This is a genomic window from Rhizobium sp. CB3090, assembly GCF_029714285.1.
Lineage (GTDB): Bacteria > Pseudomonadota > Alphaproteobacteria > Rhizobiales > Rhizobiaceae > Rhizobium.
Map to the genome: position 1 here is coordinate 517,011 of NZ_CP121664.1, position 25,612 is coordinate 542,622.

Genomic DNA, 25,612 nt, shown 5'->3' on the forward strand with positions numbered 1-25,612 from the left:
CTCAGCCGACCCATTTTGGCGTCGGCTACAGATAAAATGGGTATCTAGTGAGGTGGCGTCAAGAGGGCTTTTCGAGCGGGAGTGACTCAAATAATAATCATAAATTCATATAGTTAGCAATTTTCATGTTCGAGTGCTTAAGAAGCTCACCATCTTTTTGAAACTGCAAAAATCAAAACCGAGATATGTTGACGTAATGCCGCATGGACTGCAATTAGCGCGCCATTTCGATAGTCAAGTTTACACTGGGCCCAGGACGCAACGCAGTTATGCTCGCCCCACCCCAAGGAGAACGGATGTCGCCATAGCGACAACTGCATGTGTCTTGGTGCGTCGCCGTCAGGAAGCACCCAGAGCAGCGATCATCTTCATAATGGCGTCCATTTGGACGGCGCCCTTGATCGCGTAGTTGCTACCTGTAAAGCCCCACCAGTCCCAACAACCCTGGGGATTATACGGCCTCCGGAGTGACTTATCGACTTGCGGATACAGCACTACGATACCGTTGGTATCCGCCCAGTTATTCAGATAGAGCTTGGTATACCAATCGTCCCCGATCGATTGCTGCGATTGGCTGCAGCCATGGATGGACACATGCAGTTTGCAGTTGGCCCCAGGCTTGGCACAGCTGTCGGGGATAAAGACATGCCCCACATCCGCCATGCTCGACACCGGGTTGGCGGCACCGTAGAGTTTCTGGTCGAATGCCTTCAACTTCCCAGTTGGTTTGGCCGCCGGTTGGTTAAGTTTGCCATAGATGAACTGCAAAATCCCGCCAGCCTGATCGTAATTGTTGTCGTTGGCAGTATTGGGTGAATCGGTCACACATTCGTTGATGTACGGCGTTGCATTGGTCGGGCACAAATTCCCGAAGACCTTCGAAACAAACGAGTGACCGGCAGGGTAATTGCTGACATAGACGAGGTTTGAATCGGGAACTCGGGCCAATTTGAAAAACTGGACGCTGGCATCGACGGCACTTTGCGTGACGATCGTATCGGCCGTACCGCTGAAAATGTAAATCTTCTTCGATTCAAGGTTGGAAAGTGGGTCGATGGCGCCGATACTCGAAGACATTTCCGCCGCAGCGTACAACATCGCAGGATTGGGAGGAACGCGCGGAACTTGGCCCATGCAGATACCCGTATAGGTGAGATTGCCCATAGCGCAAAAATAAGGTCCACCAGCGACAATGCCCGCCCCCATGAAACTTGATGAATACGCGACCTGCAACTGCGAGGCCATAAATGCCCCCGACGATAGGCCGGACACCGAGATGGCGTTGCGATCGATCTTCAGGTTTGGTAGCGCTTGGGTTTGTGCCACCCCGGTCAGCAGCAGCAGGCTGAAACTTGCGGTGACAATTCCTTTAACGAGGCGACAAAACCTGGTTTTCTTCCAATCCAGAACAATCTTTGCGCTCATACCCTCATACCCCTTTGCAGCAATAGCTTTGGTCGCGTCCTTGAATTAACGAGCAGATTTGTCAGAGGAGGCTTTTCGTGCCGCTTGCGGTTTCATTGCCACTCGTCGCCAAGCCCCAGATTCGATTGCAATTGTTGCCATCTTTGACGGCCAGAAATTCGTGGCGTTGGGCACCAAGATCCGCGCTGCTAAACATTGAAGATGCCCAGCCTCGGATCCAATGTCTTGGTTCATTCCGCCACGGCTGATGTCACGCAAATGCCATGCCAACAAAAACGGCATCATCAAAATGTTGGAGTATGGCTCTCGCCCGTGCGCCGCATCCTCGACGACAATTTCGTGTGTCGCTCGCTTTTGGAGATGTGACGAATTGATTGGTTTGTTGACAGCCTGATCGGGGCGGCGCGAACGATCACTATGGGTGTGCTTTGACTGTGATCGAACTCCCGAAAATATGACAAGACTGGCATCTTTCGAATTATGCCGGTTTGAATCCGTAGGTCCCCGACCCGTTCTGCACCGGGTAATAAAACTCACTATTCGAAAGGTCTCATCGGCATTGGTGATTTCGGCCTACTCTGCCATCCTCGACAGCAAGTTCCCGTAGGCAACACCGATAGCGCTCGTCAACCATAACCGGTCGACTGGCGGTCGCGGCGAGGCTAGCTCTTTCGAGAGCCTGTTAGCCAGCTTATTAAGACCACCTAGCGGGCCGAGGTTTGAGCAATTACGGTCATTTAAAGATGATCAGCTGTTCAATGCCTCGGGCACGCCTGATTGCCTCGTTATTCCGCTGCTATCTTAGCCGCTTCGGCGGCATACTTTCGCGCGGTCGCCCTCAGCCGGTCGGTGTATTCGTAGATCTGGTCGAGCGTATCGACGATTAAGCGCTCTTCGTTTTCCCCGTCGAGGAGCCCGATGTACTTGACCGACCTGTTGAAGTGGAGGCGCGCCAACGGTTTGCGATTGTTGTTGTCGATGAGGATGGCGCAGTAGGACTTAGCGTCGCGCATGACCACACGCTTGGCGCTGATGGTTTCGCGAACGATAGCTTTTACGATCATATAGCCTTCCACTTCCTCTTCGGTCGTTATGACCTCAGGGTCCTCGGCGACGGGGACATCAATCTTCTCGATGACTTCCTGCGTCTCCGCAAGAGCGCTCGATAACCGGCTCTTCACCGTATCCATGATCACTTCGCGAAACGCGGTCCGGACGACGGCTGTCAGCATTTCCCGTACGGGAGCCGTTATCCTGCCCTCATAGACATCGTGCGAGACCATCTTTACGAATTCCTCGCTCGGCTCCTCAACAAGCTTAGAAATGACCTGCTTTATACCCGAAGTGTACTTGAGACGCTCTGCGGTGGCTAAAATGTTCGAGACGTCGAAAGTGGCCTTCTCGAACTTACGCAGCTCGGACAAAATGCCCGACTGGACGTCGCTAATGTCGAAAACCAGGAATGGTCGAGCATCGAGCTTGTTCGGCGCTTCAAGGTCGGTGTAGAAATTGAAGGTCCGGCCATTTGTGAGGATCGCGAACTTGGCATCGGTTACACTGAAGTACCGATATAGCTGGTCGAGGTGCTTGCGCTCCAACGCCACAGAAATTGGTTTGCATTCGATCAGGATTCTGATCTGGTTGTCGATCTTGATCGCATAGTCAACCTTCTCGCCCTTCTTCCCAACAGCGTCTGCGGTGAACTCTGGCACGACTTCTGATGGGTCAAAGACATCGTAGCCTAGAGCCCGGAGGAATGGGAGAACGACCGCAGTCTTCACCGCTTCCTCCGTCGCCATCGTACTGGAATGCGACTTGACGCGCTCCGCAATTGCGCGAAGACTTTCTTCAATCGAACTCATCTTCTCTCCCACGGCGGTTGCATAAAAATCCGCCTTCACGCAACTTATCGCAGATTTTACGATAAGTCTTTAGCAACTACAGTGATATTTTAGTGCACCTGGGTAAGAAGACCGGCCTTCAGCTGTTGCAGCTCCCTATGTCTGCAGCGCCGTCGTAGCGGCGGGCAATGGGGGTCAGCGACCATCAAGAACCTGCCCGATGGGATCGGAGCGTTTCGTGGGCAAGCCTTGCCGACTCTTCGCTATGGAACGCAACCACAGGGCGTCACTTGGCAGCGAAGGGTGCTCGCCACGACTTGTTTTATGAGCAACACGCGATAATCGAATGGAAAATGCCGCCAACGGGCTTGAATTCGTCGCATTTAGACGGTGTTTGTCGCTCCCGTGATTCTGATCGGGTATCAAAGCGGAGGCAAAATGGGCGTGCGGCAGCGGATGGGGTTGAAGTTCAAGGATGAGATCGAGTTCCTGAAGGGCTGGAAGCGCGACCGCACAGCTGTAGGCGCCATAACGCCGACCTCCGTTGCGACGGCAAGGAAGATGGCAAGCGTTATCGATCCTTCCTCCCGCCTTCCTGTGCTTGAACTGGGTCCGGGAACCGGCGTGATCACCAAGCAGATCCTGGCGCGCGGTGTTCGGCCCAAGGATCTCTTGTCCATCGAGTATTCGCCGGAGTTCTGTCGGCATCTTCAGCAGGAGTTTCCCGAGGTCGACGTTCGACGTGGAGACGCCTTTGTGCTGGATCTCGTTCTCGGCGCTGAGCGAGGTGCTAAGTTCGACTGCGTCATCTCCGCTGTACCCCTCCTTCATTTGCCGCCCTCAAAACGATTGTCGCTGATCCTAGATCTTCTCGAACGGATTCCGACAGGGCGGCCCGTCGTCCAAATCACTTATGGATTGCTCTCTCCAGTCGTCGCGCTTCCCGCCGGATACGAAGTCCGTCATCTGGCTTTCATGATGCGCAACATTCCGCCGGCACAGCTTTGGACGTACCGAAAGACGAGATGACCTCGGCCATCTCATAAACATTGCTCGAACGTTTCGATCGCCGGGCTGATGACGAACGCGATCGATTTGGAAAGCGCTTCGGCGGCATTCGAGACGCGCTCTGCTCTTCGTTCGACCAGCGCCCAGATGTGGCCGACCGGATCGAAGATCGAGGCCACGCGCCGGCCGAGAATGTCCGTCTGTATCTCATCGCGGACGCGGCCGTTGAAACCCGCCCGGCATTCGAGATCGCAGCCGGCAGATCGCAAGCTGGTCGATGCAGCCGAGTGCCGTTGCGTGCTCTCCCTAACCAGTCCAATACCGCTCTCTGTTGATGGCGTCCTGGCCTGGTTCCGGATCTTCCACGATCAACCCGCGAGGGGTCCGCCAGCCAGGCTGCGGCCGCTTCCGCTTCGCGTCACGGTGATCGCGCCCGTCCTCGGGCCTCATAAGGCGCCATCGTGTTGGTGTGGACGGCCCTCGGCGGCATCCTAGATGCCAGAGAGTGTGTCGTAACTTGAAACATGGAGCCACAAATGGATCAGATTGCTCGCATCGGCATGGATACATCGAAACATGTCTTTCAACTGCATGGGGTAAATTTTGCTGAACAGCCAGTGCTGCGCAAGAAGATGCGGCGCAGGGAAATGCTGGATTTCTTCGAGCGGTGTCCTCCGACCGTGATTGCCATCGAGGCCTGCGGTGCTTCCCACCATTGGGCGCGGTCGCTTAGCGCTTATGGCCATGAAGTTAAACTGATCGCGCCTCAGCTCGTGAAGCCTTACGTCAAGCGCGGAAAGAATGACGCTGCTGATGCCGAGGCGCTGTGCGAAGCGGTGAGCCGGCCTACCATGCGTTTTGTGCCGGCGAAAACTACCGAGCAACAGGCCGCTTTGATGCTTGTCGGAATGCGCGAGCGGCTGGTCGTCGCCCAAACACAGCTGGTAAATACAATCCGTGGTTACGCCGCAGAATTTGGGCTAACCGCGGCCAAAGGAGTGAGTCATGTTTCCGTCCTCCTCGAGCGCATCATGATGGATAAGGCTGTACCCGCGTTGGCGAAAGATCTGTTTGCATCCCTCGCTCACGAATTCACAGGGTTGGATGAGCGGAAGAGAGCCATCGAGGCGAAGCTTAAAGCGTGGCACAAGGGCAATGAGGCCAGTTGCCGTCTTGCCAAGATCCCGGGAGTCGGACCGATCGGTGCAGCCCTGCTGGTAATGAAGGCACCGGCACCTCAGCAGTTCGCATCCGGCCGGCAGTTTGCCGCCTGGATGGGATTGACACCAAAAGATCATTCCACAGGCGGCCGGGTCAGGCTTGGTATCATTACGCGAGCCGGTGACGAGATCTTGCGGAGCACTTTGGTGCAGGGCGCCACCGCGGTTCTTCAGCAATTACGCATCGGTCGAGGAAGCAATGTATCACGCTGGCTTACTGAACTGCTGAAGCGCAAACCACCAAAGCTTGTTGCTGTGGCCCTGGCCAACAAAATAGCTCGGATCGCCTGGAAAATGATGGTGACCGGTGAGGCGTATAGAGCACAGGGTTCGGAGGCAGCGATGAACGCAAGCTAGGAGATCGGTCGGTCAAACGAGCGGAAAGAGACACCGCCAGGATACTGACCAAGCGAACTTGCAGGAACGAGCAGATGGTATGATCGATCGATCCGAGACGCGTGACACCCCGAAATTCCCCTTGGCCGCTTAAGGTCGCCATCGTGTTTGGAACTCGCGCCGCGGAAACCATCTTGGCCAGCGTCCATGTGCGGGCGCAACGATAGGCCGGACATATGCACGCAAGCGATCCGATCAAATCAGCAAAAAAGCTCTTGCAAGTAGGGGCCGTCCACATGAATTGGCCCGCTCAGAAGGAGCCTCTCACATGTCGCACGACCTCTCGCTCGCCCAGTCCCTCGCATCCCAGCTCTCCCGCGACTTGATGGTTCCGGTCACGCTCTTCACCGTCAACGGCGAATATGGCGTCCTGCCCTCCGACGAAATCGACGACGACGAGCTTCAGATCGTCCATGAGTACTCACCTTGGCATTGAGCCAAGGCAGGGCCTTAGGCCTGCCGCTTGCGAGCGGCAGGCCGCAAGGGAGGCTTCGCCGCGGCCGACCTTGCATGATTCACCAAATTGCCAGCCGCGCCCTTGCGGCCTTTGCTCTTCGCAGCCGCTGAAGTGGCAAATTGGTAGAGCTGACGGATCGGAGGCGATCGCTCTCGCGATCGGAAGGAAAATGGACAGACGAGAAATAGAATCGCTGCGCGACAAGATAAGCTGCGCCGCCGTGCTGGAGCAGAACGGGTTTGCCATCGACGTCAAGGAAAGCACCCGGCGGGCTGAGAAGTACCGCCGCAGCCGGGAGATCATCATTGTGACGCATGAAGGCCGTGGATGGTTCGATCCGCTCAGCGACGCGAAAGGCGATGTCTTCGGACTGGTCGAGCACCTTGACCGTGTTGGCTTTTCGGCATGCGTCGAGAAGGTCGCGGATCTCATAGGCTTCGAAATTTCCAAGCCTGAGTGGCAGCCCCGCATTTCAAATAACCAATCCGACCTTTCCCTTGCCGATCGCTGGCAGGTGCGCCGCCGACCCTTTCGGGGTTCATCGACGTGGCGGTACCTAAAGGACGTGCGCTGCCTGCCCGCGGCTCTTTTGTGCTCGGCGATCAAACGCAACCTTCTTCGCGAAGGTCCGCAAGGCAGCATGTGGGCCGCCCATACGAACGAGGCAGGCATCGTCACCGGCTGGGAGGCGCGCGGTCCGCAATACCGAGGGTTCGCCTCCGGAGGAACGAAGGTTCTCTTCCGTCTGGGGTCGCATCCGGCGGTGCGCCTGGTCGTCACGGAAGCTGCGATCGACGCCATGAGCCTTGCGGCAATCGAGGGCCTGCGCGACGGCACGCTCTATCTCAGCACCGGCGGCGGCTGGTCGCCGACCACGGTCGCGGCACTCGGCGCGCTCGCGTCAGGGGCCAACGTCCAGCTGGTCGCTGCCACCGACGCCAACCCACAAGGCGAGATGTTTGCCGAGCGGCTACGCGCACTTGCCGAGGGGGCGGGATGCGACTGGATGCGACTTCGCCCGCCAGAAGAGGACTGGAACGAGGTTCTGAAGCTGCGCGCGAAGCGGGGCCGCGAGAAATAGAAATGGGAGGAGGAAGGGAAAGAGGGAGAGGCGTGCCGCATGCGCGCTGCCCGCGTCAAGGGAGGCTTCGCCCGGCTAAAGCCGGCCCTGGACCCGGGAGGTCGCGATGCCGGCGGCAGGAAACGGGTCATGAAGGACTGAAGAAGATGGCGGGGTCGCGAGGACTGTGCCGCGCTTCGTCCGCCCGCGCAAGTAGCCGCAGATGACCTCTTCCATCCGCAAAGTGTTTCAGGGCGTCGTAAGCCGCCCACAGATGTTTCGCATGTTCGACCGTCATGTCCAGCGGCCTGATCGTTGGAACGGTGACACAACGCCGCTTTACGCCGGCGAATGGTTCGAAATCACCGAAGCCGAGCACGATTACATGTTTGAGATCCTGCCGCCGCTCTGGATCCGTGGCTCGATGTTCGCGATGCGGGAATTCCTGACAGGATCGGTGACATCAGTGTTCTTCGCGCTCCGCATCGAGGAAGCGATCCGGTGCTTCCACGGCTATTGCGACCTTTCAGACAAGACCTCCGTCGAAGCCATGCGTGTCGCAATCATCGACCGGGAGAGCCGCCCGATCCGCACCATGACCCGCGAAGAGCGCCTCGATCACATTTGGAGCGCGACGGCTGACGACTATCGCGGCTATGCCGATACATGTTTTCCGGCTGCGGTGCGCGGCAAGCGAACGGTGCTGCTTTATGGCGGGAAAGAGGGCAGCTTCCTTAAGCTGCTCGAAGATCTGACCGACGACGAGATCGCCGCCAAGCTGCCGGTACAGCTGCGCCACCTCCCCTCACCGATCGCGGCATAGAAAGTTTTGCCATGCTCACCTTCCCGATCGCATCGGCGCGCGCGACGACCGCGCCCGATCGACGCCTTGCTACTGGATAATTTGAGGCGATGATTGCGGCGAGCCCAGCCGCCGCGCATCGTCGCATCGTCTTCGCCTCCGACGCCATTCAGATGGTCATCCTCGAGCGCGATCAGCGCTTTGCCGACCTTACACCGGCGGCATGGACGCCGTTTCCTCCCATCCACTGCGGATCGCCTGCTGTCTTTCGCGACAGGAGGACGACACTCGCGCTATCCCAAGGAGCTTTCAATGAGCAACGATCCCTTCACCCTCGATATCTTCGCCGGCAGCCCGCTTTCGTCTGGGCTCGGCATCGGGGTCACTGCATTCGGCGGTTTTGCCGCGAATGACGACGATCCGGAACCGACGCCGTCTGCCCCTGCCCCCGCGCGTGCCCTTCCGTCTGCCATTCCAAAGGCGCAACGAACGCAGGGAGCGCCCGCCAACTTCTACCTCGAAGACGACGATCGCGGTTTGGCCGCGACCTGGAGGGAACGGGCGCGTTTGAATATCGCGGCCATTCTCACAGCCAGTGAGATCGAGAGGCAAGAAAGGCCGGCTACGCGTGATGCGCAGGCCAGGCTGATACGCTTCACCGGTTTCGGCAGCTCTGAGCTCGCCAACGGCATGTTCCGCCGCCCGGGTGAGGCCGGTTTCCGCCAAGGCTGGGAGGAACCCGCCGGTTTGCTGGAGGCGTCGGTCACGAAAAGCGACTATGCCTCGCTTGCACGCTGCACCCAATATGCCCACTTCACGCCCGAATACATCGTCCGGGCGATCTGGTCCGGCCTGCAGCGGCTCGGCTGGCGCGGCGGCAGGGTGTTGGAACCCGGTATCGGGACAGGCCTTTTTCCGGCTTTGATGCCGGTGGAGTATCGTGATTGCAGCTATTTCACCGGCGTAGAGCTCGATCCGGTCACCGCCCGCATCGCGCGGCTGCTGCAGCCACGGGCGCGCATCATCAATGCGGATTTCGCGCGGACAGATTTTTCTGAAATCTACGACCTAGCTATCGGCAATCCACCCTTCTCCGACCGCACGGTTCGCTCCGACCGGCACTATCGCTCGCTCGGTCTCAGGCTGCACGATTACTTCATCGCGCGGTCGATCGATCTCTTGAAACCCGGCGGGCTCGCCGCCTTTGTCACCAGCGCCGGCACGATGGACAAAGCCGATAGCAAATGCCGGGAACACATCGCAAAAGCCGCCGATCTGGTCGGCGCCATTCGCCTGCCGGAAGGCAGTTTCCGGCGGGAGGCCGGCACCGACGTCGTCGTCGATATCCTGTTCTTTCGCAAGCGCAAGGCCGGCGAACCGCCAGGCGATCTTGCCTGGCTCGATCTTGACGAAGTCCGCCCAGCCACGGCGGAGGAAGGGCCCGATCCGCGTGAACCGCTGGTTCGCGCGACATCCGGGTTCGGTGCTCGGCACGCACGCGCTGACCTCCGGTCCCTTCGGTGAGATCTACACCTGCCTGCCCCGCGCCGACGAGAACATGGAAACGGCACTCAATGCCGCCGTTCAGCGTCTTCCAGAGGGCATCTACGATGGCGAGCCGACCGAAATCGATGTCGATCTCGAAGACGAGCTCGCGGAAATCCTGGACCTGAAACCCGACAGCAACCGGGCCCGTGAAGGCAGTTACTTCATCGACAACAGGCACGGCCTGATGCAGATGGTCGACGGCGCGCCGCTCGCGGTGCAGGTCCGCAAACCCCGTAGCGGCGACGGCCCACCGGAAAAGCACGTCCGGATCATTCGCAAACTGATCCCGATCCGCGATGCCGTGCGAGACGTCCTCACAGCCCAGGAACTGGACCGGCCGTGGCGCGACTGCCAAGTGCGGCTGCGCATCGCCTGGTCGAGCTTCGTGCGCGATTTTGGCCCGATCAACCACACCACGGTTTCGATCATCGAGGATAAGACGACGGGCGAGGTTCGTGAAATCCATCGCCAGCCGAACCTTCTGCCATTTCGCGATGATCCCGACTGCTGGCTGGTCGCCTCCATCGAGGCCTATGACCTCGAAACCGACACCGCCAGGCCCGGGCCGATTTTTTCCGAGCGCGTCATCGCGCCCCCTTCCCCGCCCGTCATCACCTCCGCCGCCGATGCCTTGGCCGTCGTCCTCAACGAGCGCGGGGGCATCGACCTCGATCATATCGCCGAGCTTCTGCATTGCGACGCGGACGCAGTTCTCGATGCGCTCGGTGACGCAATCTTTCGCGATCCGACCGACGGTTCCTGGCAGACCTCGGACGCCTATCTTTCCGGCGCAGTGCGGACGAAGCTTGGCGTTGCGGAAGCAGCCGCTGGGCTCGATGCCGGCTACGAACGCAATGTCCGTGCGCTCCAGGTGGTGCAGCCGGCTGACCTCTGTCCGTCGGACATTACCGCACGACTTGGCGCGCCATGGATTCCGGCGGTCGATATCGTCCAGTTCGTGCACGAGACGATGGGTGCGGAGATCGCAATCCATCATATGCCGGAACTCGGCTCCTGGACCGTCGAGGCTCGGCAGCTCGGTTGGATGGCCGCGGGAACATCGGAATGGGGCACCGACCGCCGGCACGCCGGCGAGCTGCTCGGCGATGCCTTGAACAGCCGCGTGCCTCAGATCTTTGACGTTTTCAAGGACGTGGACGGCGAGCGGCGGGTGCTCAACGTCGTCGATACCGAAGCCGCCCGCGACAAGCTGCAGAAAATCAAGACGGCCTTTCAGAACTGGGTCTGGACCGATCCCGATCGCACCGACCGGCTGGCGCGGGTCTATAATGATCGCTTTAACAACATTGCGCCTCGAAAGTTCGACGGCTCCCATCTTATGCTTCCCGGTGCCTCTGGCGCCATTGTTCTTTATGGGCACCAGAAGCGCGGCATCTGGCGGATCATCTCATCGGGATCGACCTACCTTGCGCATGCCGTCGGTGCGGGCAAGACGATGACGATGGCGGCCGCGATCATGGAACAGCGCCGGCTCGGGCTGATCGCCCAGGCGATGCTGGTCGTGCCTGGTCATTGCCTGGCACAGGCGGCGCGCGAATTCCTGGCGCTTTATCCGAACGCCCGCATTCTCGTCGCCGACGAGACGAATTTTTCGAAAGAAAAACGGGCTCGCTTCCTCTCCCGCGCCGCCACCGCGACCTGGGATGCGATCATCATCACCCATTCGGCATTCCGGTTCATCGCCGTGCCATCGGCGTTTGAACAGCAAATGATCCAGGACGAGCTGGAACTCTACGAGGAACTGCTGACTAAAGTCGACAGCGAGGACCGTGTTTCGCGCAAACGGTTGGAGCGGCTCAAGGAGGGTCTGAAGGAGCGACTGGAGGCGCTCTCCACCCGCAAGGACGATCTGCTGACAATCTCGGAGATTGGCGTCGACCAGATTATCGTCGACGAGGCGCAGGAATTCCGCAAGCTTTCCTTCGCCACCAAGATGTCGACCTTGAAAGGCATCGATCCGAACGGATCGCAGCGTGCCTGGGACCTCTACGTCAAATCCCATTTCATCGAGACGAAGAACCCCGGCCGCGCTCTGGTTCTGGCATCCGGGACGCCGATCACCAACACGCTCGGTGAGATGTTTTCGATCCAGCGCCTTCTTGGGCACGCCGCACTCGCCGAGCGCGGACTGCACGAATTCGATGCCTGGGCCTCGACCTTCGGCGACACGACGACGGAACTGGAGATCCAGCCGTCCGGCAAATACAAGCCCGTCAGCCGCTTTGCCTCCTTCGTCAACGTGCCTGAACTGATCTCCATGTTCCGCAGCTTCGCCGACGTGGTGATGCCCGAGGATCTGCGCGAATACGTCAAGGTGCCCAACATCTCCAGCGGCGGGCGGCAGATCCTGACGGCCAAGCCGACGCAGGCCTTCAGAAATTATCAGACTATCCTTGATGCCCGCATCAAGGCGATCGAGATGCGCGAGGGGCCGGCGCAGCCCGGCGATGACATCCTGCTCTCCGTCATCACCGACGGTCGACATGCCGCCATCGATCTCCGCCTGGTCGACGCGGACAATGACAACGAGCCGGACAACAAGCTCAACCTGCTCGTCCAGAACGCCTTCCGCATCTGGCGGGAAACGTCGCAAAGCACATTTGTGCGACCCGACGGCAAAGCCTTCGATCTCCCCGGGGCGGCGCAGATGATCTTTTCCGATCTCGGCACCATCAATGTCGAGAAGAGCAGAGGCTTTTCAGCTTACCGCTGGATCAAGGACGAACTTGTGCGCATGGGTGTTCCGCTATCGGAAATCGCCTTCATGCAGGACTACAAGAAGACCGAGGCCAAGCAGCGTCTGTTCGCCGACGTCCGCGCCGGCAAGGTCCGCTTCCTGATCGGCTCGTCGGACACGATGGGGACCGGTGTCAACGCCCAGCTCCGTCTCAAGGCGTTGCATCATCTCGACGTCCCCTGGCTGCCTTCGCAGATCGAACAGCGGGAGGGCCGGATCGTGCGGCAGGGAAACCAGCATGACGAGGTTGATATCTTCGCCTATGCCACCCAAGGCTCGCTCGATGCCAGCATGTGGCAGAGCAACGAGCGCAAGGCCCGCTTCATTGCCGCAGCGCTTTCCGGCGACACTTCGATCCGCAGGCTGGAAGATCTCCGTGAAGGGGCCGCAAACCAGTTCGCCATGGCCAAGGCGATTGCCAGCGGCGATGAACGACTGATGCAGAAGGCGGGACTTGAGGCCGACATTGCCCGCCTCGAACGGCTGCTTGCCGCTCACGACGAGGATCAATATGCGGTACGCCGACAGATCCGCGACGCCGAGCGCGATATCGAGGTATCGATCCGGCGTATCAGCGAGATCGGCAAGGACATAGAGCGCCTCACCCCGACGGCTGGCGATGCCTTCGCCATGACGGTGATGGGCAAGGCTTACGACGAGCGCAGGCTCGCCGGCCGCGCGCTGATGAAAGAAATCCTCACTCTGGTGCAGTTGCAACAGGAAGGTGAAATGAGAATCGCCTCGATCGGAGGCTTTCACCTGGACTATCATGGCGAGCGGCCCGGCAGGCGCGATGGCTATTATTACACCACCCTTCTTCAGCGCACCGGCACGACCGAGGAGCTCGATCTCCCTGTCACCGTGACGCCGCTGGGTGCCGTTTCGCGGTTGGAACACGCGCTCCACCGTTTTGGCGAGGATCAGGAGCATTACCGGCTTCGACTGCACGAGGCCGAAGGGCGTCTTGCCTCCTATCGCACGCGCGAGGGCGGCGTGTTCGCATTCGGTGATGAACTCGCCGACAAGCGTCGGCAGCGCCGGGATATCGACCAGGCGCTGGCGGCCGCGGTGCGCGGGGAAGCGTCAGAGGCTGCCTGATGACAACGCCATGGCTTAGCTTCTCGGTAGGATTTTAGGAGCGACGCAGCATGCGCATAGCTGCATTGCACAATAATCGCTTTGCCATTCGGTCAAAAAACAGGCATTCTGCGCATGGCTGATGCACATGGTGGCAGCTCCTCCCAGTGCCGCCGCAACAGCTGTTCCCTCTGGAGGTTTGTTGACCTTCACACTTCATGGGCCGCGGTTTCCGCTGGCCCATTTTTTTAAAGGCTTATCCCGTTCGCACAGGTCCATACCAGCAATGGCGCAAAGGTTCTTGCTGCGGCACCTGTAGCCCTGAAAGGTGCTAAGATTGCTGTCAGCGGTCGTAGCAGCGAAGAAGCAACTCAAGCGAACGGGACAGATTCGCCTCGACCTGTCGTGTGCAACGACAGCGGCCGTCATTTAATCCACCGATGCTTTATCGGAAGGTGGTCAAAGGCTTTGCGTCGCATTTTGATTTGGCATCGATAAGCAGTATCGGGGGACGGGGATTGTAGTTTATCGTATGGTCACTGATGCCAACAACTTGGATCGCCTTCACACCCTATTGGTAGACTGGATTGAAAACGATCCTGTCTTTTCCAGCGAGTACACCTCCAAGAAGAAATCTTTAAGCAAGCAGCTCCTTGAATTTGAAAACGATGTGGCATCACTAACTGGGCCAGCGGCAGACGTTCTTCTTTATCGAGGCTACGACTTAAGGAAGGGGCAGCGTCTGCAAGACGGCTCGCTCTCGATCCAACCGAGATCGAGCGATTTGATCGAAAGTTGGACCACTGACGCAGCATGGGCCTTCCAGCATGCTGACCAATTCGAGAGCGGCATCGTCATCAGGAAGCTGGCGTCGGAACTGGATATCTTCATCGACGTGGATGCCTTTGCGAGAACTGTGGACGCTGAAGACCTAGACCTCGAAGGTGAAATTTTGGTTCGCTGTGGACAGCTCTCAGTTCCTGCAGATGATTGGACTTGGTCGGAGGTCGACTTTCCCAAAGAAGCAGAGCCTTCCGTTCGCGCTTGCAATTAGCAGATCATATTTCAGGCGATGATTTTTGGGGTTTGATCTGCAGACCGTCCGGAACCTGCAATCCTCGATTCGACTGGAACGTGTCGAAGGTAGCCCATTTCGATTTCCTCCAGAGCGAGGCTCGGCGGGCAGACAACCGCCTCGTGTTTCGCTCCTCGCCCGGACGCCTGCGAGGGAGCGCAGATCGCCTTCCGGCGGCGGTAGCGGTGCTTTTTCTCTTCCCATCTGACCGCATCGAGTGCGTCGAAGACGTCGCAATGGTATTCGTAGGAATATCCGATCCGCTGGCCGATGCTGAGGATCGTGTCGACGTTGGTCTGAAAGTGTCTGCGACGGTCCCAACGGAAGACAAACTCGTTGGCGTAGATGTCGATGTGCTTGTCGCGGACACCGTGATACGTCCCATAGGCCAACCGCTTGAAGTTGGAGAAAAGGCGATGAACCCAGGGGGAAGGGCTTCATGCGCGGGCGGGACCGTCAGCCAAACTTAGGTTGAACACCACATGCTCGCGATGCTGCACACGCCTATAGGCGTTGCTTCCATCGGTGAGGAGAATGCTCCCCACAGCGGTATTCTTCCGGATGAAGGCATGCAGGCTCTCACGGTCGATGTTGACGATCCGTTGGAGGCGGCGGCGCATAGGGTACTTTCTGTCTCGGACTTCGACCGCGCCGATCATGAAAAATCTTGCCGATAGGGCTGCGACCTTGAGAGAAAAGAAGGAAGAGGGAGATGAGCCGGTCGCAGAGCCGTCCGCCGGTCGCCGCTGACGCTCAACCGCCGCCTCCGCATCCCGCCACTCGTCCTTCGCAGGGCTGTCAGCCCCGCTCGTCCTTCGCGGCAGCAATGCTCGGCCGCAGTTGCACCCGGCCGCCCGCTCCGCGGTCCGGGAAGTGTCTTCGAAAAGAATGAAGACGCGAGAGAAGGGCAGGCAGAGGGCCGTGTCCAATCCCCGAAAAGGAGCATCCCATGCAACTGATGAAGGTCGATCCGCGTGCGCTGAAGGACAACCCTGATAACGCGCGCCAATCGAAGTCGACGCCGCAGGCCGACGCCCTGCTTTTGGCGACGATCAAGGCCGTCGGCGTGATCCAGCCGCCGGTTATTTTCCCGGAAGCCGGCGGCAACGGTTACATCATCGAAGCCGGTCACCGGCGCACCCGCATGGCGATCACCGCCGGTCTCGAGGAAATCGATGTGATCGTCGTGGACGCGGCCAACGACAACGGCGCCATGCGCTCGATGGTCGAGAATATTGCTCGCGAGCCGCTCAATCCCGTCGACCAATGGAGGGGCATCGAGCGGCTGGTCGCGCTCGGCTGGACCGAGGAAGCGGTCGCCGTGGCGCTTGCCCTTCCCGCCCGGCAGATCCGTAAGCTTCGTCTGCTCGCCAATGTCCTGCCTTCCATGCTCGATCAGATGGCAAACGGCGATATGCCGAACGAGCAGCAGCTAAGAACGATCGCGGCCGCCTCGACCGAGGAGCAGAAAGAGGTCTGGAAAGCTCACAAGCCGAAAAAGGGTGACACGGCGGCCTGGTGGCAGATCGCCAACGGCCTCTCTAAGACCCGAATGTATGCCCGCGATGCAAGTTTTGCCGACGACCTTCGCCTCGCTTACGGTATCGAGTGGGCGGAGGATCTGTTCGGACCGGCGGATGAGGACAATCGCTACACCACCAATGTCGAGGCTTTCCTCGGCGCCCAGCAGGAATGGATGACGGGCAACCTTCCCAGGAAGGCGGCGATCGTCGAGGTCAACAATTGGGGCCAGCCGGAACTGCCGAAGAAGGCCGAACGCGTTTACGGCAAGCCCGGCAAAGGCGATTGCACCGCAATGTATCTCGATCGCGAGGGCAAGGTGCAAAGCGTCCACTACCGGATGCCGGAGCCAAGGAAAACCGATAGGCGCCCCGGTCCCGCCGGTGACGCTTCGACAGAAGCCGATGACGACACTGGTGTCGTTGGGAAGACCAGGCCCGAGGTCACGCAGAAGGGTCAGGACATGATCGGCGACTTCCGGACCGACGCGCTGCACGAGGCGCTGGCCCGCGCCCCAATCGAAGACGACATGCTGATGGTCCTCTTGGTCATGGCCTTCGCCGGCACCAATGTCCGGGTCGATTCCGGCGCCAACGATACCGTGTTCGGGACGGAGCGGTTCCAGCGTCACGTCGCGCGCCTCTATTCCGCAGACGGCAGGTTGGCGTTCGATATGGACAGCGTGCGGGTCGCGGCCCGCTCCGTCCTCATCGATGTGCTCTCTTGCCGGCGCGGCATGTCGAATAGCGGTGTCGTCTCGCGCATTGCCGGTGACGCGATTGGCGCGGATGGTTTCCTCCCGAACATGGGAACGGAGGATTTCCTGCTGTGTCTGTCGCGCCAGGCGCTGGAGGCCGCCGCTAAGTCGGTCAATATGGCCCCGAAGGCACGCGTCCGTGAAACCCGCGCAGCCCTCGCCGACCACTTCGCATCGGCCGACGCAGCCTTTGTTCTTCCCGCGGCGCTGTTCGCACCGGATCCGAAGGACATCGCCGATTTCATGAAGTACGCCGATGGCCCCGAGGAGGAAGAAAGCTCCCCTCATGCTGCCATCGGCAATGGCAGCGAAGGTGCACAGGGCGACGGTGTCGGTCTCGACCGGTTCGATCCGCCGGCGGCGGTTGACGAGGACCACGTCGGCGAGCCTGCCACCGATCACGCCTGCGACCAGGAGGAAACCGCCCACGGGATTGCAGCGGAATAGCCGCACCGAGCTCCTCCGCTTGACCTTCCGCCGCCGGTTGCCCTGGCGGCGGTTTCGTTTCCACAACCCCAAAATCTGAAGGAGGATGCGCAATGTCCGCGTCTCTGATCTATCGCCTCGCCCCGATCGGCTCCATCGTCGCCTGGTCGGATGGCACCCCACGGCCACCCGCGCGATTCAAGAAAAAGCTCGCCGCGTGGAAGACCTGCAACAGCCAGGGCCGGTTGATCCGAAAGGAAGGCGAGCGCAACGTCGGCCCCACGAGCCTGTCACCGTATTTCACGTTGCATGAGGGCGATCTCGGCGCAAACGGTGTCATTGCCATCCGTATCCACCGGACCTTTTCGCTCGACAGCAATCTGACATTCCAAGTCGTAGAGCGTCCGGCGCTCGGATCTGTTCGCGTCTTCGATCGGGCCGGGTCGAGCGCCGAGCTCATTCACCTGGCGGACAACCGGCAGGCGGCCGAAGAATGGCTCATCCGCAATCGCTATCCCCACGCCATTGTCGAGGAGGTGACAGCCGACGAGGTCGCAGCCGATCACGTCGAAGGGAGGGCCGCGGAATGATTATGCTCCCTCTATATTCCTCCGAAGTCTCCACCCCTGACGCTTCAGGGTTAGAGTTTGGCAGAAGCGCCGACGGATTGGTTGTCGCGCGCCTCGACGATCGTCTTCGCCATGGTTGCGGTCCGTGATGGCCGATATTTCCTCGCCAGTGCCTGGCGCGGGTCGCGGGCGCTTGAAGCCCTCCCAGCGACAAGCGGGGCGCCTGGCGTTTCGTTCGAGGAACTCCATGGTTCTCCCCGTGCCGGATCGCCCTTCGGTTTTACTGCGGTCTGAACCGGCGGACGTGCGCTTCAAGGCCGCTGGCGCGCCGCGGGCGGCCGGACCCCGCCGTCTTCTCGGAGCAGGCTCGCGTGCTCGTTCGAGGGCAGGTTGCCCTCTTGGCACTCAAGCCGGCTCCGCTCGTCCAGGCAGGGCCGGACCCTGAAACGCCCGTCTTCCTCCGGTTCGGGATGACCGCACCGAAAGGCAAGCCGGCATGGGGCCGGAGCTATTTCGGACGACCTCGAAAGGAAACGACCATGGCCAAACCCGCTCCCCCCTCCTCGCGCCAATCCTCGCGCGCCGTACAACTGCGCAAGGGCGCCACCATCGAGATGGTCCGGCTGACATGCCCGGACGCCAGCCAAGCGCTGAAGATCGCCGAGAGTTTCGGAACTACAGTCATCGACAGCGACGGCATCCGCGACCTGCATGAACGGCTGGTCATCGAGACCGCCGATGCGCTCGGGGAGGGACTTGGCGACAAAGCGATGCAGATCCACATGCAGCGCATCGTCGGCGCCTTCGTAGGCTCTGCCCACGGCGCCGGTCAGTTCTACAGCCGCGCGGTCACCGAGGCGCGGGATGCCACGGCCAAGGCCGCCAACGACGCTCGGGACGAGGACCTTGACGGTCCGGTCGGTTATGACAGCGCCGCCCAACGCAAGCGGGAATTCGCCGCCGACATGGGCATTCAGGCTCATTCGCTCAGAATGGCGGCCGAAGGTGCCGTCGCCGCTTATGCGCAGGTGATCGGCGAGACCTGGAAGCCGTTCGATAGACCGGTCGAACACCCGGGCACAACGCTGAGCCGTAAGGCTGCAGAAGCCCAGATATCGGCCTTCGACTAGCCTTGCGGGCTGGGCTCCGGTGCCGCCTTTCCCATCAACACCCGTAGGGCCGACTCCAAGGCGGAGCCGGCCTGTTTTCATGTCGGCGACCTGGCCAACCGAGGAAACGAAACAAGACGATGGCGCGCCCGGCGGCCCGTTCCGTTCGTCGGGTCTGCAGGAGCCGCCGGCGGATGCAACGGCTCCGCCGTCCTTCACTTCGTTGCGGCCGTTCCTGTGCATCCACCGGCTGACTTGCTCCTGCCCTTCGTCCCTCCGCAATGGGCCGCGACGGGCGCGGCTTCAAACGGAGGCTAAGATATGAGCAGTACAGAAAAACAGCGTGTCGATCTCTACAGCCGCATCACCGACAAGATCGTTGAAGACTTGGCGAAAGGCGTGCGGCCCTGGATGAAGCCATGGAACACGGCGAACACGGCTGGCCGCATTACTCAACCGCTGCGTTACAACGGGCAGTCGTATTCTGGCGTTAACGTGCTGCTTCTTTGGTCGGAAGGTATCGCCCGAGGATATACGTCATCCACGTGGATGACGTTCAGGCAGGCCCTCGAACTGGGAGCTGCCGTCCGCAAAGGCGAGACCGGCACAACCGTCGTCTTCGCCAGCCGTTTCATTAAATCCGAAACCGATGGGAATGGTGGTGAGCTCGAACGGGAGATCCCTTTCCTGAAAGCCTACAGCGTCTTCAACGCCGAACAGATCGACGGACTTCCCGACCAATATCGTCACCGGCAGGCGCCGGTCCTCGATCGGGCCGCGCGCATCGAGAATGCCGATCGGTACTTTCGCAACACCGGTGCTGCAATCCGCCATGGCGGCAACCAAGCATACTTTGCGCCGTCCGCCGATATAATCCAGATGCCGCCGTTCGAGAGCTTCAAGGACCCGGCAAGCTATTACGCGACCTTGAGTCATGAGGTCACCCATTGGACGGCGCCGGCCCACCGCGTCGGTCGTGACCTCAGCCGCTATGCCAAGGACAAGACCGAGCGTGCCCGCGAGGAACTGATCGCCGAACTCGGCAGCTGCTTCCTTTGTGCCGACCTCGGGATTGCTCCCGAGCTCGAGCCCCGCCCCGATCATGCCTCGTACCTTGCCTGCTGGCTCGAGGTCTTGTCCACCGACAGACGGGTGATCTTTCAGGCGGCGGCGCATGCGCAGCAGGCCGTAACCTTCCTGCACTCCCTGCAGCCCGAAGGCGCCGACGAACGGTCTTACCGCGTGAGGCTCATCAGCATCGGTCGTTGCCCTCGCACGCGGCCGGAACTCTTGCCGATCCGTTGGTGAGCGTGTCAGGGTCGGTCGTGCGGTCCAGTTTGCCTCAGACCGAAGCTTTCCGGTCGATCGGCTGAGCTCCAGACGGCTTGATTTCGGGGTTAATGACTTTGTCTGCTGACGCTTGATCCTCCAGACGACGAATCACAAGCGCGAGACGATTTCGCGAAGAATGGCAGCGCAACGCCCCGCGCCGGCTGTTCTGGGACTTCGATTTTAACATGCGGACAGGGGAGCGCACCCACCGTAGCAAGGTCCGGGCAGGCCGTCAGTGAGCAGTTGCCATTGCCATTTTCCTTCAATCACCGCGCCGGCCACGTCCTTCGCGGGCTCGATGAGGCTTGTCTGATCGAAGACCGGCTTCGCCTCGATCGTCTTCCCGCAACGGCCTTCCAAAACTTCCTTCCCCTGAGCGCTATGCGCTCATTCCTCGCGGAACAAGAAAGTTTCTCCTGGCCGCCCTCCATTCCATTCCGGCCTTTCAGGTGCGGTCCGATCGTCCCCGATCCTTGCGACAGCCATCGAGGCCGCGATGGGCGTGGCCCGAAACAGCGAAAGGAATACGACAATGGCAACTATCGGCACTTTCACCACCTCCGAAACTGGCTTCAACGGCGCGATCCGCACCCTGGCCCTCAACGTCAAAGCCCGCATAGCCCGCATCGAAAACCCCTCCGACAAAGGCCCGCACTTCCGCATCTACGCGGGCAATGTCGAGCTGGGCGCCGCCTGGCAGAAGCGCTCCGCTGAGACGGACCGCGACTATCTCTCGGTCAAGCTCGACGACCCGAGCTTCCCGGCCCCGATCTACGCGACGCTCACGGAGGTCGAGGGTGAGGACGGCTACCAGCTGATCTGGTCGCGCCCCAACCGGGACTGAGGCCCGGAGGCCCCGCCGCCAAGGCGGGGCCAACCAGCCACAAAGACAAGCCGGTAGGTGGCATCGAGCCCGCCGTCGACCTTTTCGACGGCGATATGAATCCGGAAAATGTCTGCTCAGATGCCGCTACTGCGCCGGGAAGAAATCCCGGCCTCAGGACGCGACTAGAATGGATTTCCAAGAAGGAGCCTGATTGTCTCGTCGCGGTGCTTTCATCGCAAAACCACAGACTGCTTTAAATTCGGGTTTTGATCGGGCAGCTTCAGGAGCAAAATCATTTGCTCGCGACAGGATCCAAGGCTTTTCAAGCAGCGGTCGACGCGGAGAAGGCGCTCGCCTGTCTGGGAAAACAGAATCCTAAGCTGGCGCAAGACCTTGGTGTAGCCCGTGGGGAGGGATATGAGACTTGGTGGAGCAACTCCTGTCCTAGCAGGCTTCCAGGCGGCGCGAATTGGATGGCGTGCTTGATGCTGAAGTTCTGGCAAACCAACGAGTGGAAGAATACGGCTGAATAACCGGCAGCCGCTTGCTTGTGCTGTGATGATCCCCCAAGCATCCCACCAGCGTCTAGGCAAGCGGTTGGCACGTCTATGAATGAAACCGTGAGAACCAAAGGTCTGTCACTTCAGATATCCCAGTGTACAATGCCGGACCAGACCGCCTCGAGCACGAGCGGTACCCCCAAAATGCTGCGCATTTTGGCTCCCCCACTCGCCGGCTCCGCCGGTCGCCTATGGCGATCCTCGACCCAATCCAGTCCGGCATAGTGCACGTCTCTCGTCTTCAAACAGGAGAGAGACTCATGCTTACCATCTACGACCAAATCCAACAGCTACGCACCGAACTCGCTGCCTGCATCCTCACGCCCAGGGAACGCGCCACCGCACGAACAGAACTCGACAAGCTCCTCATCGAGCAAGCAGCAATCGACCGCCAGTTTGAGGAGATGATCGCCGAGAAGGAGCCGCCCGAATGACGGGACGATAGCACCGACGCCGAACAGAACGGAGGCATCGAAAAACAGCCCGCTTTTGGGCTGTTTGCCTGTTTCATGAGGGGTTCGCCGCATCGACCCAGGCCTCCCGCTGTCAGGGATTGCACCCCTCGCCCGCTACCCCGACTTTTCCATCCGATATGATCAGATCGTGGCGGAATTTATGAAGTCCAAAAAAGCGGCGGATGCGATGGAGTATGACGGAGTATTGCCGGAGACCTTGGTGAACCTCACACAATCTTAGCGGCAAATCAGGGGGCCGTGTCGAGAAGGTCGGTTCGGGATTTTGCGATGATGCCTCAGTATCGGTCAGAGAATATTGATTGTCGGCACTGTGACACGACCGCTGTTGAGCGGTGGCGCGATTCACGCTGACCGGCGAAACCGGAAGTCGACGCCGGTGGCGCGAAGCTGCCACGCACTCCCTTCGGCTGATGACATCTACTACCGAATTCCGCAATTCTCCGCCCCAGCCTGGTCCGAAAAATCGGAAAAATTCGCAATCAATATCCGCTTCTTAATCGGATCCCGGAGGGCGCGGCCGATAACCGCGTTTTCGCTTCTGACGGAGCACATCGAGAAACAGCTGGACGGCTTCGTCTTCCCGTCCGAAATGGTGCACCATCATCTGTCCCTTCGATCCGATCCGACCCCACCTGCGCAACAGACAGATGTCTCCGAACAGGTTCGGTTCGATCGACATCGCATAATAGCGTGCCATGTTTCTCCTGTCGTCCAAGCGTTCGACATAAAGGTTATAGGGTTGAGATAACATGAGATCAGAATTGCTGATCCCAGTACTCACGTCCAACGACACTTATGAATCGGTCGGCAGGGATCGATTCACATCGGTGATGATATGCGAACGTCGGGCCTGGAGGGGAGCCTTCGGCACATGCTTGCCGCTGCGCTCACGAAGCGCGCGTCGGCCTGCGCCCATTCCGGTACCGACGATTGTTGCGGCGGAATTCTCATTCAGACAAGCGGTGGATTAATATAGCCTATTCGTGGCCACCGCCTGGCTTAAGCTCGGCTTCGAGCCTGTCATTTCGCAGGCGAAGGTGGCGAACGCGCTCCTTTATCAAATCTTCGTAGGCATTAATCATGTCAATGCACTGAAATAGAAGGACTGCGATGCCCGCGATCACCAGAGCGCCAAAGAGCAAAATAAAGTCCATCCCCGTTACCTCGGTGCGTTTGTATCCATTTGTCTTGCGAAATAGTTGCCATCGGCTCAAGTCCGGTGGCAGCCGATGCTACGATCATAAGCTCATGGACTTCCGCCCTAATTGAAACGACTGCCCATTGATGCAGACTTCCATGTCGCGGCGCCGAAACCAAATTGCACGGCCACACCGGAGTGCGGGGTTTCCGGCTGTGAATACGATTTGCTCGTCCGCGCGCATGCGCAACACTTCATGCGGCTGGATCAGCGGCCGTGCGGCAAGTTGTTTCGATCGCGTTCGCGACGATCCCCTGGATTGGAAACTGCGACTGACCTGGTCGATCTCGACCGTCGTCATGCCGCAGCGGCGGGAAACGTACTCGGCGGTCTCAGGGTCGTTGATCGCGGCAAAGGATATCCAGCTTGCGCTCTCGAACCATTTGCTTGTCGCGTCCCGCCCGCCATAGGTTTCGCGCATCTGGCCGATCGACTGGTAGATCATGGTCAGCGTGATCCCATACTTGCGGCCGGCGTCGCGCGCAGTCTCGAGGATACGCATGTAGCCGAGGCGCGCCACTTCATCGAGAAGAAAAAGCGTCCTGCCGTGCATCTCGCCGTTGCGGTTGCAGATCGCGTTCAGAAACGAGCCGATGATGACACGCGCCAGACCTGAATGCATCTCCAGCGTCTTGAGGTCGACGTTGATGAAGACGTCCGTCTTTCCTGCGGCAAGATCGCTCGTCGTAAAGGTCGTTCCCGAGACCAGGGCGGCGTAGTTTGGGTACGACAGCCAGTGCGTTTCCTTTACCGCATTGGCGTAGACGCCAGAGAAAGTTTCCGGCGTCATGTTGACGAAGACCGCCACATTTTCCTTGACGAAATCCGATTCCGAATGATCGAAGATCGATTGCAGACGTTCACGCAACTTGGGCTCTGGCTCGGAGAGATTCTTGCGCACCTGCCGGAGGGTCTGGTCGCTTTGCGTGGTATGGCCAGAGAGGCAAACGTCGGCGATCAGAGCCGTCAGCAATTGCAAGGCCGAGGCACGGAAGAAGTCGTCGCGGAGCCCCCGCCCCCCGCTGTCGCTCACAACCCACGACGCAACAGACGCGATGTCCTCCTCTTTCGTTCCACCGAAACGGCCGATCCAGTCGAGCGCATTGAAGCCGATCTCCGAATGCTTGGGATCGAGGACGAAGACATCTCGGTCAGCGTCGCCGCGGTGCTTCGACACCATTGGCGCGACCTCATTCGATGGATCTAGGACGACGAGCGCACCTCCCCATTTGAGCGCCGTCGGGATCGTGACTGAGGTCGTCTTGAAGCCACCCGAGCCGGCAAAGACTATGCCGTGCGAAGAGCCGAACGACCCGTCGAAGCAAAGAAGCGGTGACATGCCGCCTGCGCCCCACGTCTCGCCGCAGTCGGCGCGAAACGACTGTGCCGCGACGCTGTCCCTGTCGACCCGGTAGCGCTCGCCAATGACGATGCCGCCGCTGCCGGCAAACAGCTGTTCGGCTTGCGACATTTTCATCCAATCGGCCTCGCCGTGCAGAGCGCGCTTGCCATAGATGCGTTTCGGCTCGGCCTTCGCGAAGGCGGCATTGCCGGCGATCGCCACCCGCAGGCCGAATAGCGCCGATATCAGGACGGCGGCGGCGCCGATCCCCGTCGCGGGGTCAAGATAGTTGAAGATGGACTTGCCGGCTGGAACCTGCTCGCGAAACACCGACAGCCGCATTGCTTCACGTATGGCTGCGATGAAAAGCGTCGCCATTGCTCCGGCGACGACGCCCGATCCTGCTGTTCTGACCCGCACCGACCCGGCGCTCGCAAACAGGAAGACGATGCCGACGAGCGACGCGACGACATAGGGCAAAGCGATGCCAGCGCGGCCCAGCATCTGCCGCGCGGCATCCGTCTTACCGAAGGCTGAAAGCCAATGTTCGATCCCGGTCATGCCCATGGCCGCCAGGATCATCAAAGCACAAGGTACGACGAGCAGAAGGATCCTAGTCATTGGTTTCTCCAAACGCCTCAGCGCCAATTGCGGTGAGCCGTGAACGCTCTTGCGCGTCTCCTTTCAGCCGCCGAGCGGCCTCGATGAGGAGCCCGAGCAACAGTGCCCGCTTCTCGTAGCGCAGACCCGCCTTTACGATCAGGCCGCCGAGCTCGATCTTTTCGCGCGTGTCTTTCTTGCGTGCGTAGGACGTGGTGGTTCTTCGCAT

20 protein-coding genes and 2 pseudogenes are annotated in these 25,612 nt (G+C 59.8%); 15 read left to right on the forward strand and 7 right to left on the reverse strand.

The features are described 5' to 3' along the window. Positions 1 to 339 precede the first annotated feature (339 nt). On the reverse strand, positions 340 to 1,425 hold the full coding sequence (locus QA646_RS29195; protein ID WP_283060777.1) for a PHB depolymerase family esterase: 1,086 nt from the start codon (positions 1,423 to 1,425) through the stop codon (positions 340 to 342). A 785-nt stretch (positions 1,426 to 2,210) separates the two neighbouring features. Beyond that, positions 2,211 to 3,287 carry a type I restriction endonuclease gene (locus QA646_RS29200; protein WP_283060778.1) on the reverse strand — a complete coding sequence of 359 codons (1,077 nt, stop codon included), beginning with the start codon at positions 3,285 to 3,287 and terminating at the stop codon, positions 2,211 to 2,213. Positions 3,288 to 3,704: 417 nt separating this feature from the next. On the opposite strand from QA646_RS29200, the gene pmtA reads away from it, so the two are divergent. Further along, on the forward strand, positions 3,705 to 4,295 hold the full coding sequence (gene pmtA, locus QA646_RS29205) for a phospholipid N-methyltransferase PmtA (RefSeq protein WP_283060780.1): 591 nt from the start codon (positions 3,705 to 3,707) through the stop codon (positions 4,293 to 4,295). 11 nt (positions 4,296 to 4,306) lie between these two features. Here the strand turns inward: pmtA and QA646_RS29210 are convergent, their stop codons facing one another. After that, positions 4,307 to 4,543 carry a hypothetical protein gene (locus QA646_RS29210; protein ID WP_283060782.1) on the reverse strand — a complete coding sequence of 79 codons (237 nt, stop codon included), beginning with the start codon at positions 4,541 to 4,543 and terminating at the stop codon, positions 4,307 to 4,309. Between the two features lie 267 nt (positions 4,544 to 4,810). Here QA646_RS29210 and QA646_RS29215 point away from each other — a divergent pair, with 267 nt between their 5' ends. The 6 genes and pseudogenes from QA646_RS29215 to QA646_RS29240 all read left to right on the forward strand — a co-directional run bounded on the left by QA646_RS29215 (position 4,811) and on the right by QA646_RS29240 (position 14,646). Then, positions 4,811 to 5,851 (forward strand): IS110 family transposase, encoded by a 1,041-nt coding sequence (locus QA646_RS29215; RefSeq protein ID WP_283060783.1) that lies wholly within the window; start codon positions 4,811 to 4,813, stop codon positions 5,849 to 5,851. 307 nt (positions 5,852 to 6,158) lie between these two features. Then, positions 6,159 to 6,326 (forward strand): hypothetical protein, encoded by a 168-nt coding sequence (locus QA646_RS29220; RefSeq protein ID WP_283060785.1) that lies wholly within the window; start codon positions 6,159 to 6,161, stop codon positions 6,324 to 6,326. A 190-nt stretch (positions 6,327 to 6,516) separates the two neighbouring features. Next, positions 6,517 to 7,428 carry a DUF3991 and toprim domain-containing protein gene (locus tag QA646_RS29225; protein ID WP_283060786.1) on the forward strand — a complete coding sequence of 304 codons (912 nt, stop codon included), beginning with the start codon at positions 6,517 to 6,519 and terminating at the stop codon, positions 7,426 to 7,428. Between the two features lie 202 nt (positions 7,429 to 7,630). Continuing rightward, positions 7,631 to 8,230 (forward strand): DUF1419 domain-containing protein, encoded by a 600-nt coding sequence (locus QA646_RS29230; protein ID WP_283060788.1) that lies wholly within the window; start codon positions 7,631 to 7,633, stop codon positions 8,228 to 8,230. 291 nt (positions 8,231 to 8,521) lie between these two features. Continuing rightward, a pseudogene (locus QA646_RS29235) lies at positions 8,522 to 13,613 on the forward strand (N-6 DNA methylase). A gap of 511 nt (positions 13,614 to 14,124) precedes the next feature. Beyond that, positions 14,125 to 14,646 (forward strand): hypothetical protein, encoded by a 522-nt coding sequence (locus QA646_RS29240; RefSeq protein WP_283060789.1) that lies wholly within the window; start codon positions 14,125 to 14,127, stop codon positions 14,644 to 14,646. An 11-nt stretch (positions 14,647 to 14,657) separates the two neighbouring features. On the opposite strand, the pseudogene QA646_RS29245 reads toward QA646_RS29240, so the two are convergent. Further along, positions 14,658 to 15,086 (reverse strand): annotated as a pseudogene (locus tag QA646_RS29245) (transposase); the annotation flags it as partial. A 63-nt stretch (positions 15,087 to 15,149) separates the two neighbouring features. On the opposite strand from QA646_RS29245, the gene QA646_RS29250 reads away from it, so the two are divergent. The 8 genes from QA646_RS29250 to QA646_RS29285 all read left to right on the forward strand — a co-directional run bounded on the left by QA646_RS29250 (position 15,150) and on the right by QA646_RS29285 (position 22,201). After that, on the forward strand, positions 15,150 to 15,344 hold the full coding sequence (locus tag QA646_RS29250; RefSeq protein ID WP_283060790.1) for a hypothetical protein: 195 nt from the start codon (positions 15,150 to 15,152) through the stop codon (positions 15,342 to 15,344). A gap of 272 nt (positions 15,345 to 15,616) precedes the next feature. After that, positions 15,617 to 17,392: a ParB/RepB/Spo0J family partition protein gene (locus tag QA646_RS29255; RefSeq protein ID WP_283060791.1), complete on the forward strand. Its 1,776-nt coding sequence runs from the start codon at positions 15,617 to 15,619 to the stop codon at positions 17,390 to 17,392. A 92-nt stretch (positions 17,393 to 17,484) separates the two neighbouring features. Further along, on the forward strand, positions 17,485 to 17,961 hold the full coding sequence (locus tag QA646_RS29260) for a hypothetical protein (protein ID WP_283060792.1): 477 nt from the start codon (positions 17,485 to 17,487) through the stop codon (positions 17,959 to 17,961). Between the two features lie 57 nt (positions 17,962 to 18,018). Next, entirely contained in the window at positions 18,019 to 18,234 is a 216-nt protein-coding gene (locus tag QA646_RS29265) for a hypothetical protein (protein ID WP_283061039.1), read from the forward strand. A 245-nt stretch (positions 18,235 to 18,479) separates the two neighbouring features. Further along, positions 18,480 to 19,070: a hypothetical protein gene (locus tag QA646_RS29270; protein WP_283060794.1), complete on the forward strand. Its 591-nt coding sequence runs from the start codon at positions 18,480 to 18,482 to the stop codon at positions 19,068 to 19,070. A gap of 300 nt (positions 19,071 to 19,370) precedes the next feature. Beyond that, positions 19,371 to 20,357 (forward strand): zincin-like metallopeptidase domain-containing protein, encoded by a 987-nt coding sequence (locus QA646_RS29275; protein ID WP_283060795.1) that lies wholly within the window; start codon positions 19,371 to 19,373, stop codon positions 20,355 to 20,357. Positions 20,358 to 20,913: 556 nt separating this feature from the next. Then, positions 20,914 to 21,225, forward strand: coding sequence for a DUF736 domain-containing protein (locus QA646_RS29280; protein WP_283060797.1), 312 nt, complete (start codon positions 20,914 to 20,916; stop codon positions 21,223 to 21,225). A gap of 802 nt (positions 21,226 to 22,027) precedes the next feature. Further along, positions 22,028 to 22,201 (forward strand): hypothetical protein, encoded by a 174-nt coding sequence (locus tag QA646_RS29285; protein ID WP_283060798.1) that lies wholly within the window; start codon positions 22,028 to 22,030, stop codon positions 22,199 to 22,201. A gap of 535 nt (positions 22,202 to 22,736) precedes the next feature. Here QA646_RS29285 and QA646_RS29290 read toward each other — a convergent pair. The 3 genes from QA646_RS29290 to QA646_RS29300 all read right to left on the reverse strand — a co-directional run bounded on the left by QA646_RS29290 (position 22,737) and on the right by QA646_RS29300 (position 25,612). Continuing rightward, the gene (locus QA646_RS29290) at positions 22,737 to 22,994 is read right to left on the reverse strand and encodes a WGR domain-containing protein (protein WP_283054764.1); all 258 of its coding nucleotides are present in this window, start codon (positions 22,992 to 22,994) and stop codon (positions 22,737 to 22,739) included. 487 nt (positions 22,995 to 23,481) lie between these two features. After that, the gene (gene traG, locus QA646_RS29295; RefSeq protein WP_283060799.1) at positions 23,482 to 25,404 is read right to left on the reverse strand and encodes a Ti-type conjugative transfer system protein TraG; all 1,923 of its coding nucleotides are present in this window, start codon (positions 25,402 to 25,404) and stop codon (positions 23,482 to 23,484) included. Continuing rightward, positions 25,397 to 25,612 (reverse strand): type IV conjugative transfer system coupling protein TraD, encoded by a 216-nt coding sequence (locus QA646_RS29300; protein ID WP_283060801.1) that lies wholly within the window; start codon positions 25,610 to 25,612, stop codon positions 25,397 to 25,399. The genes traG and QA646_RS29300 overlap by 8 nt, the downstream gene beginning before the upstream one ends.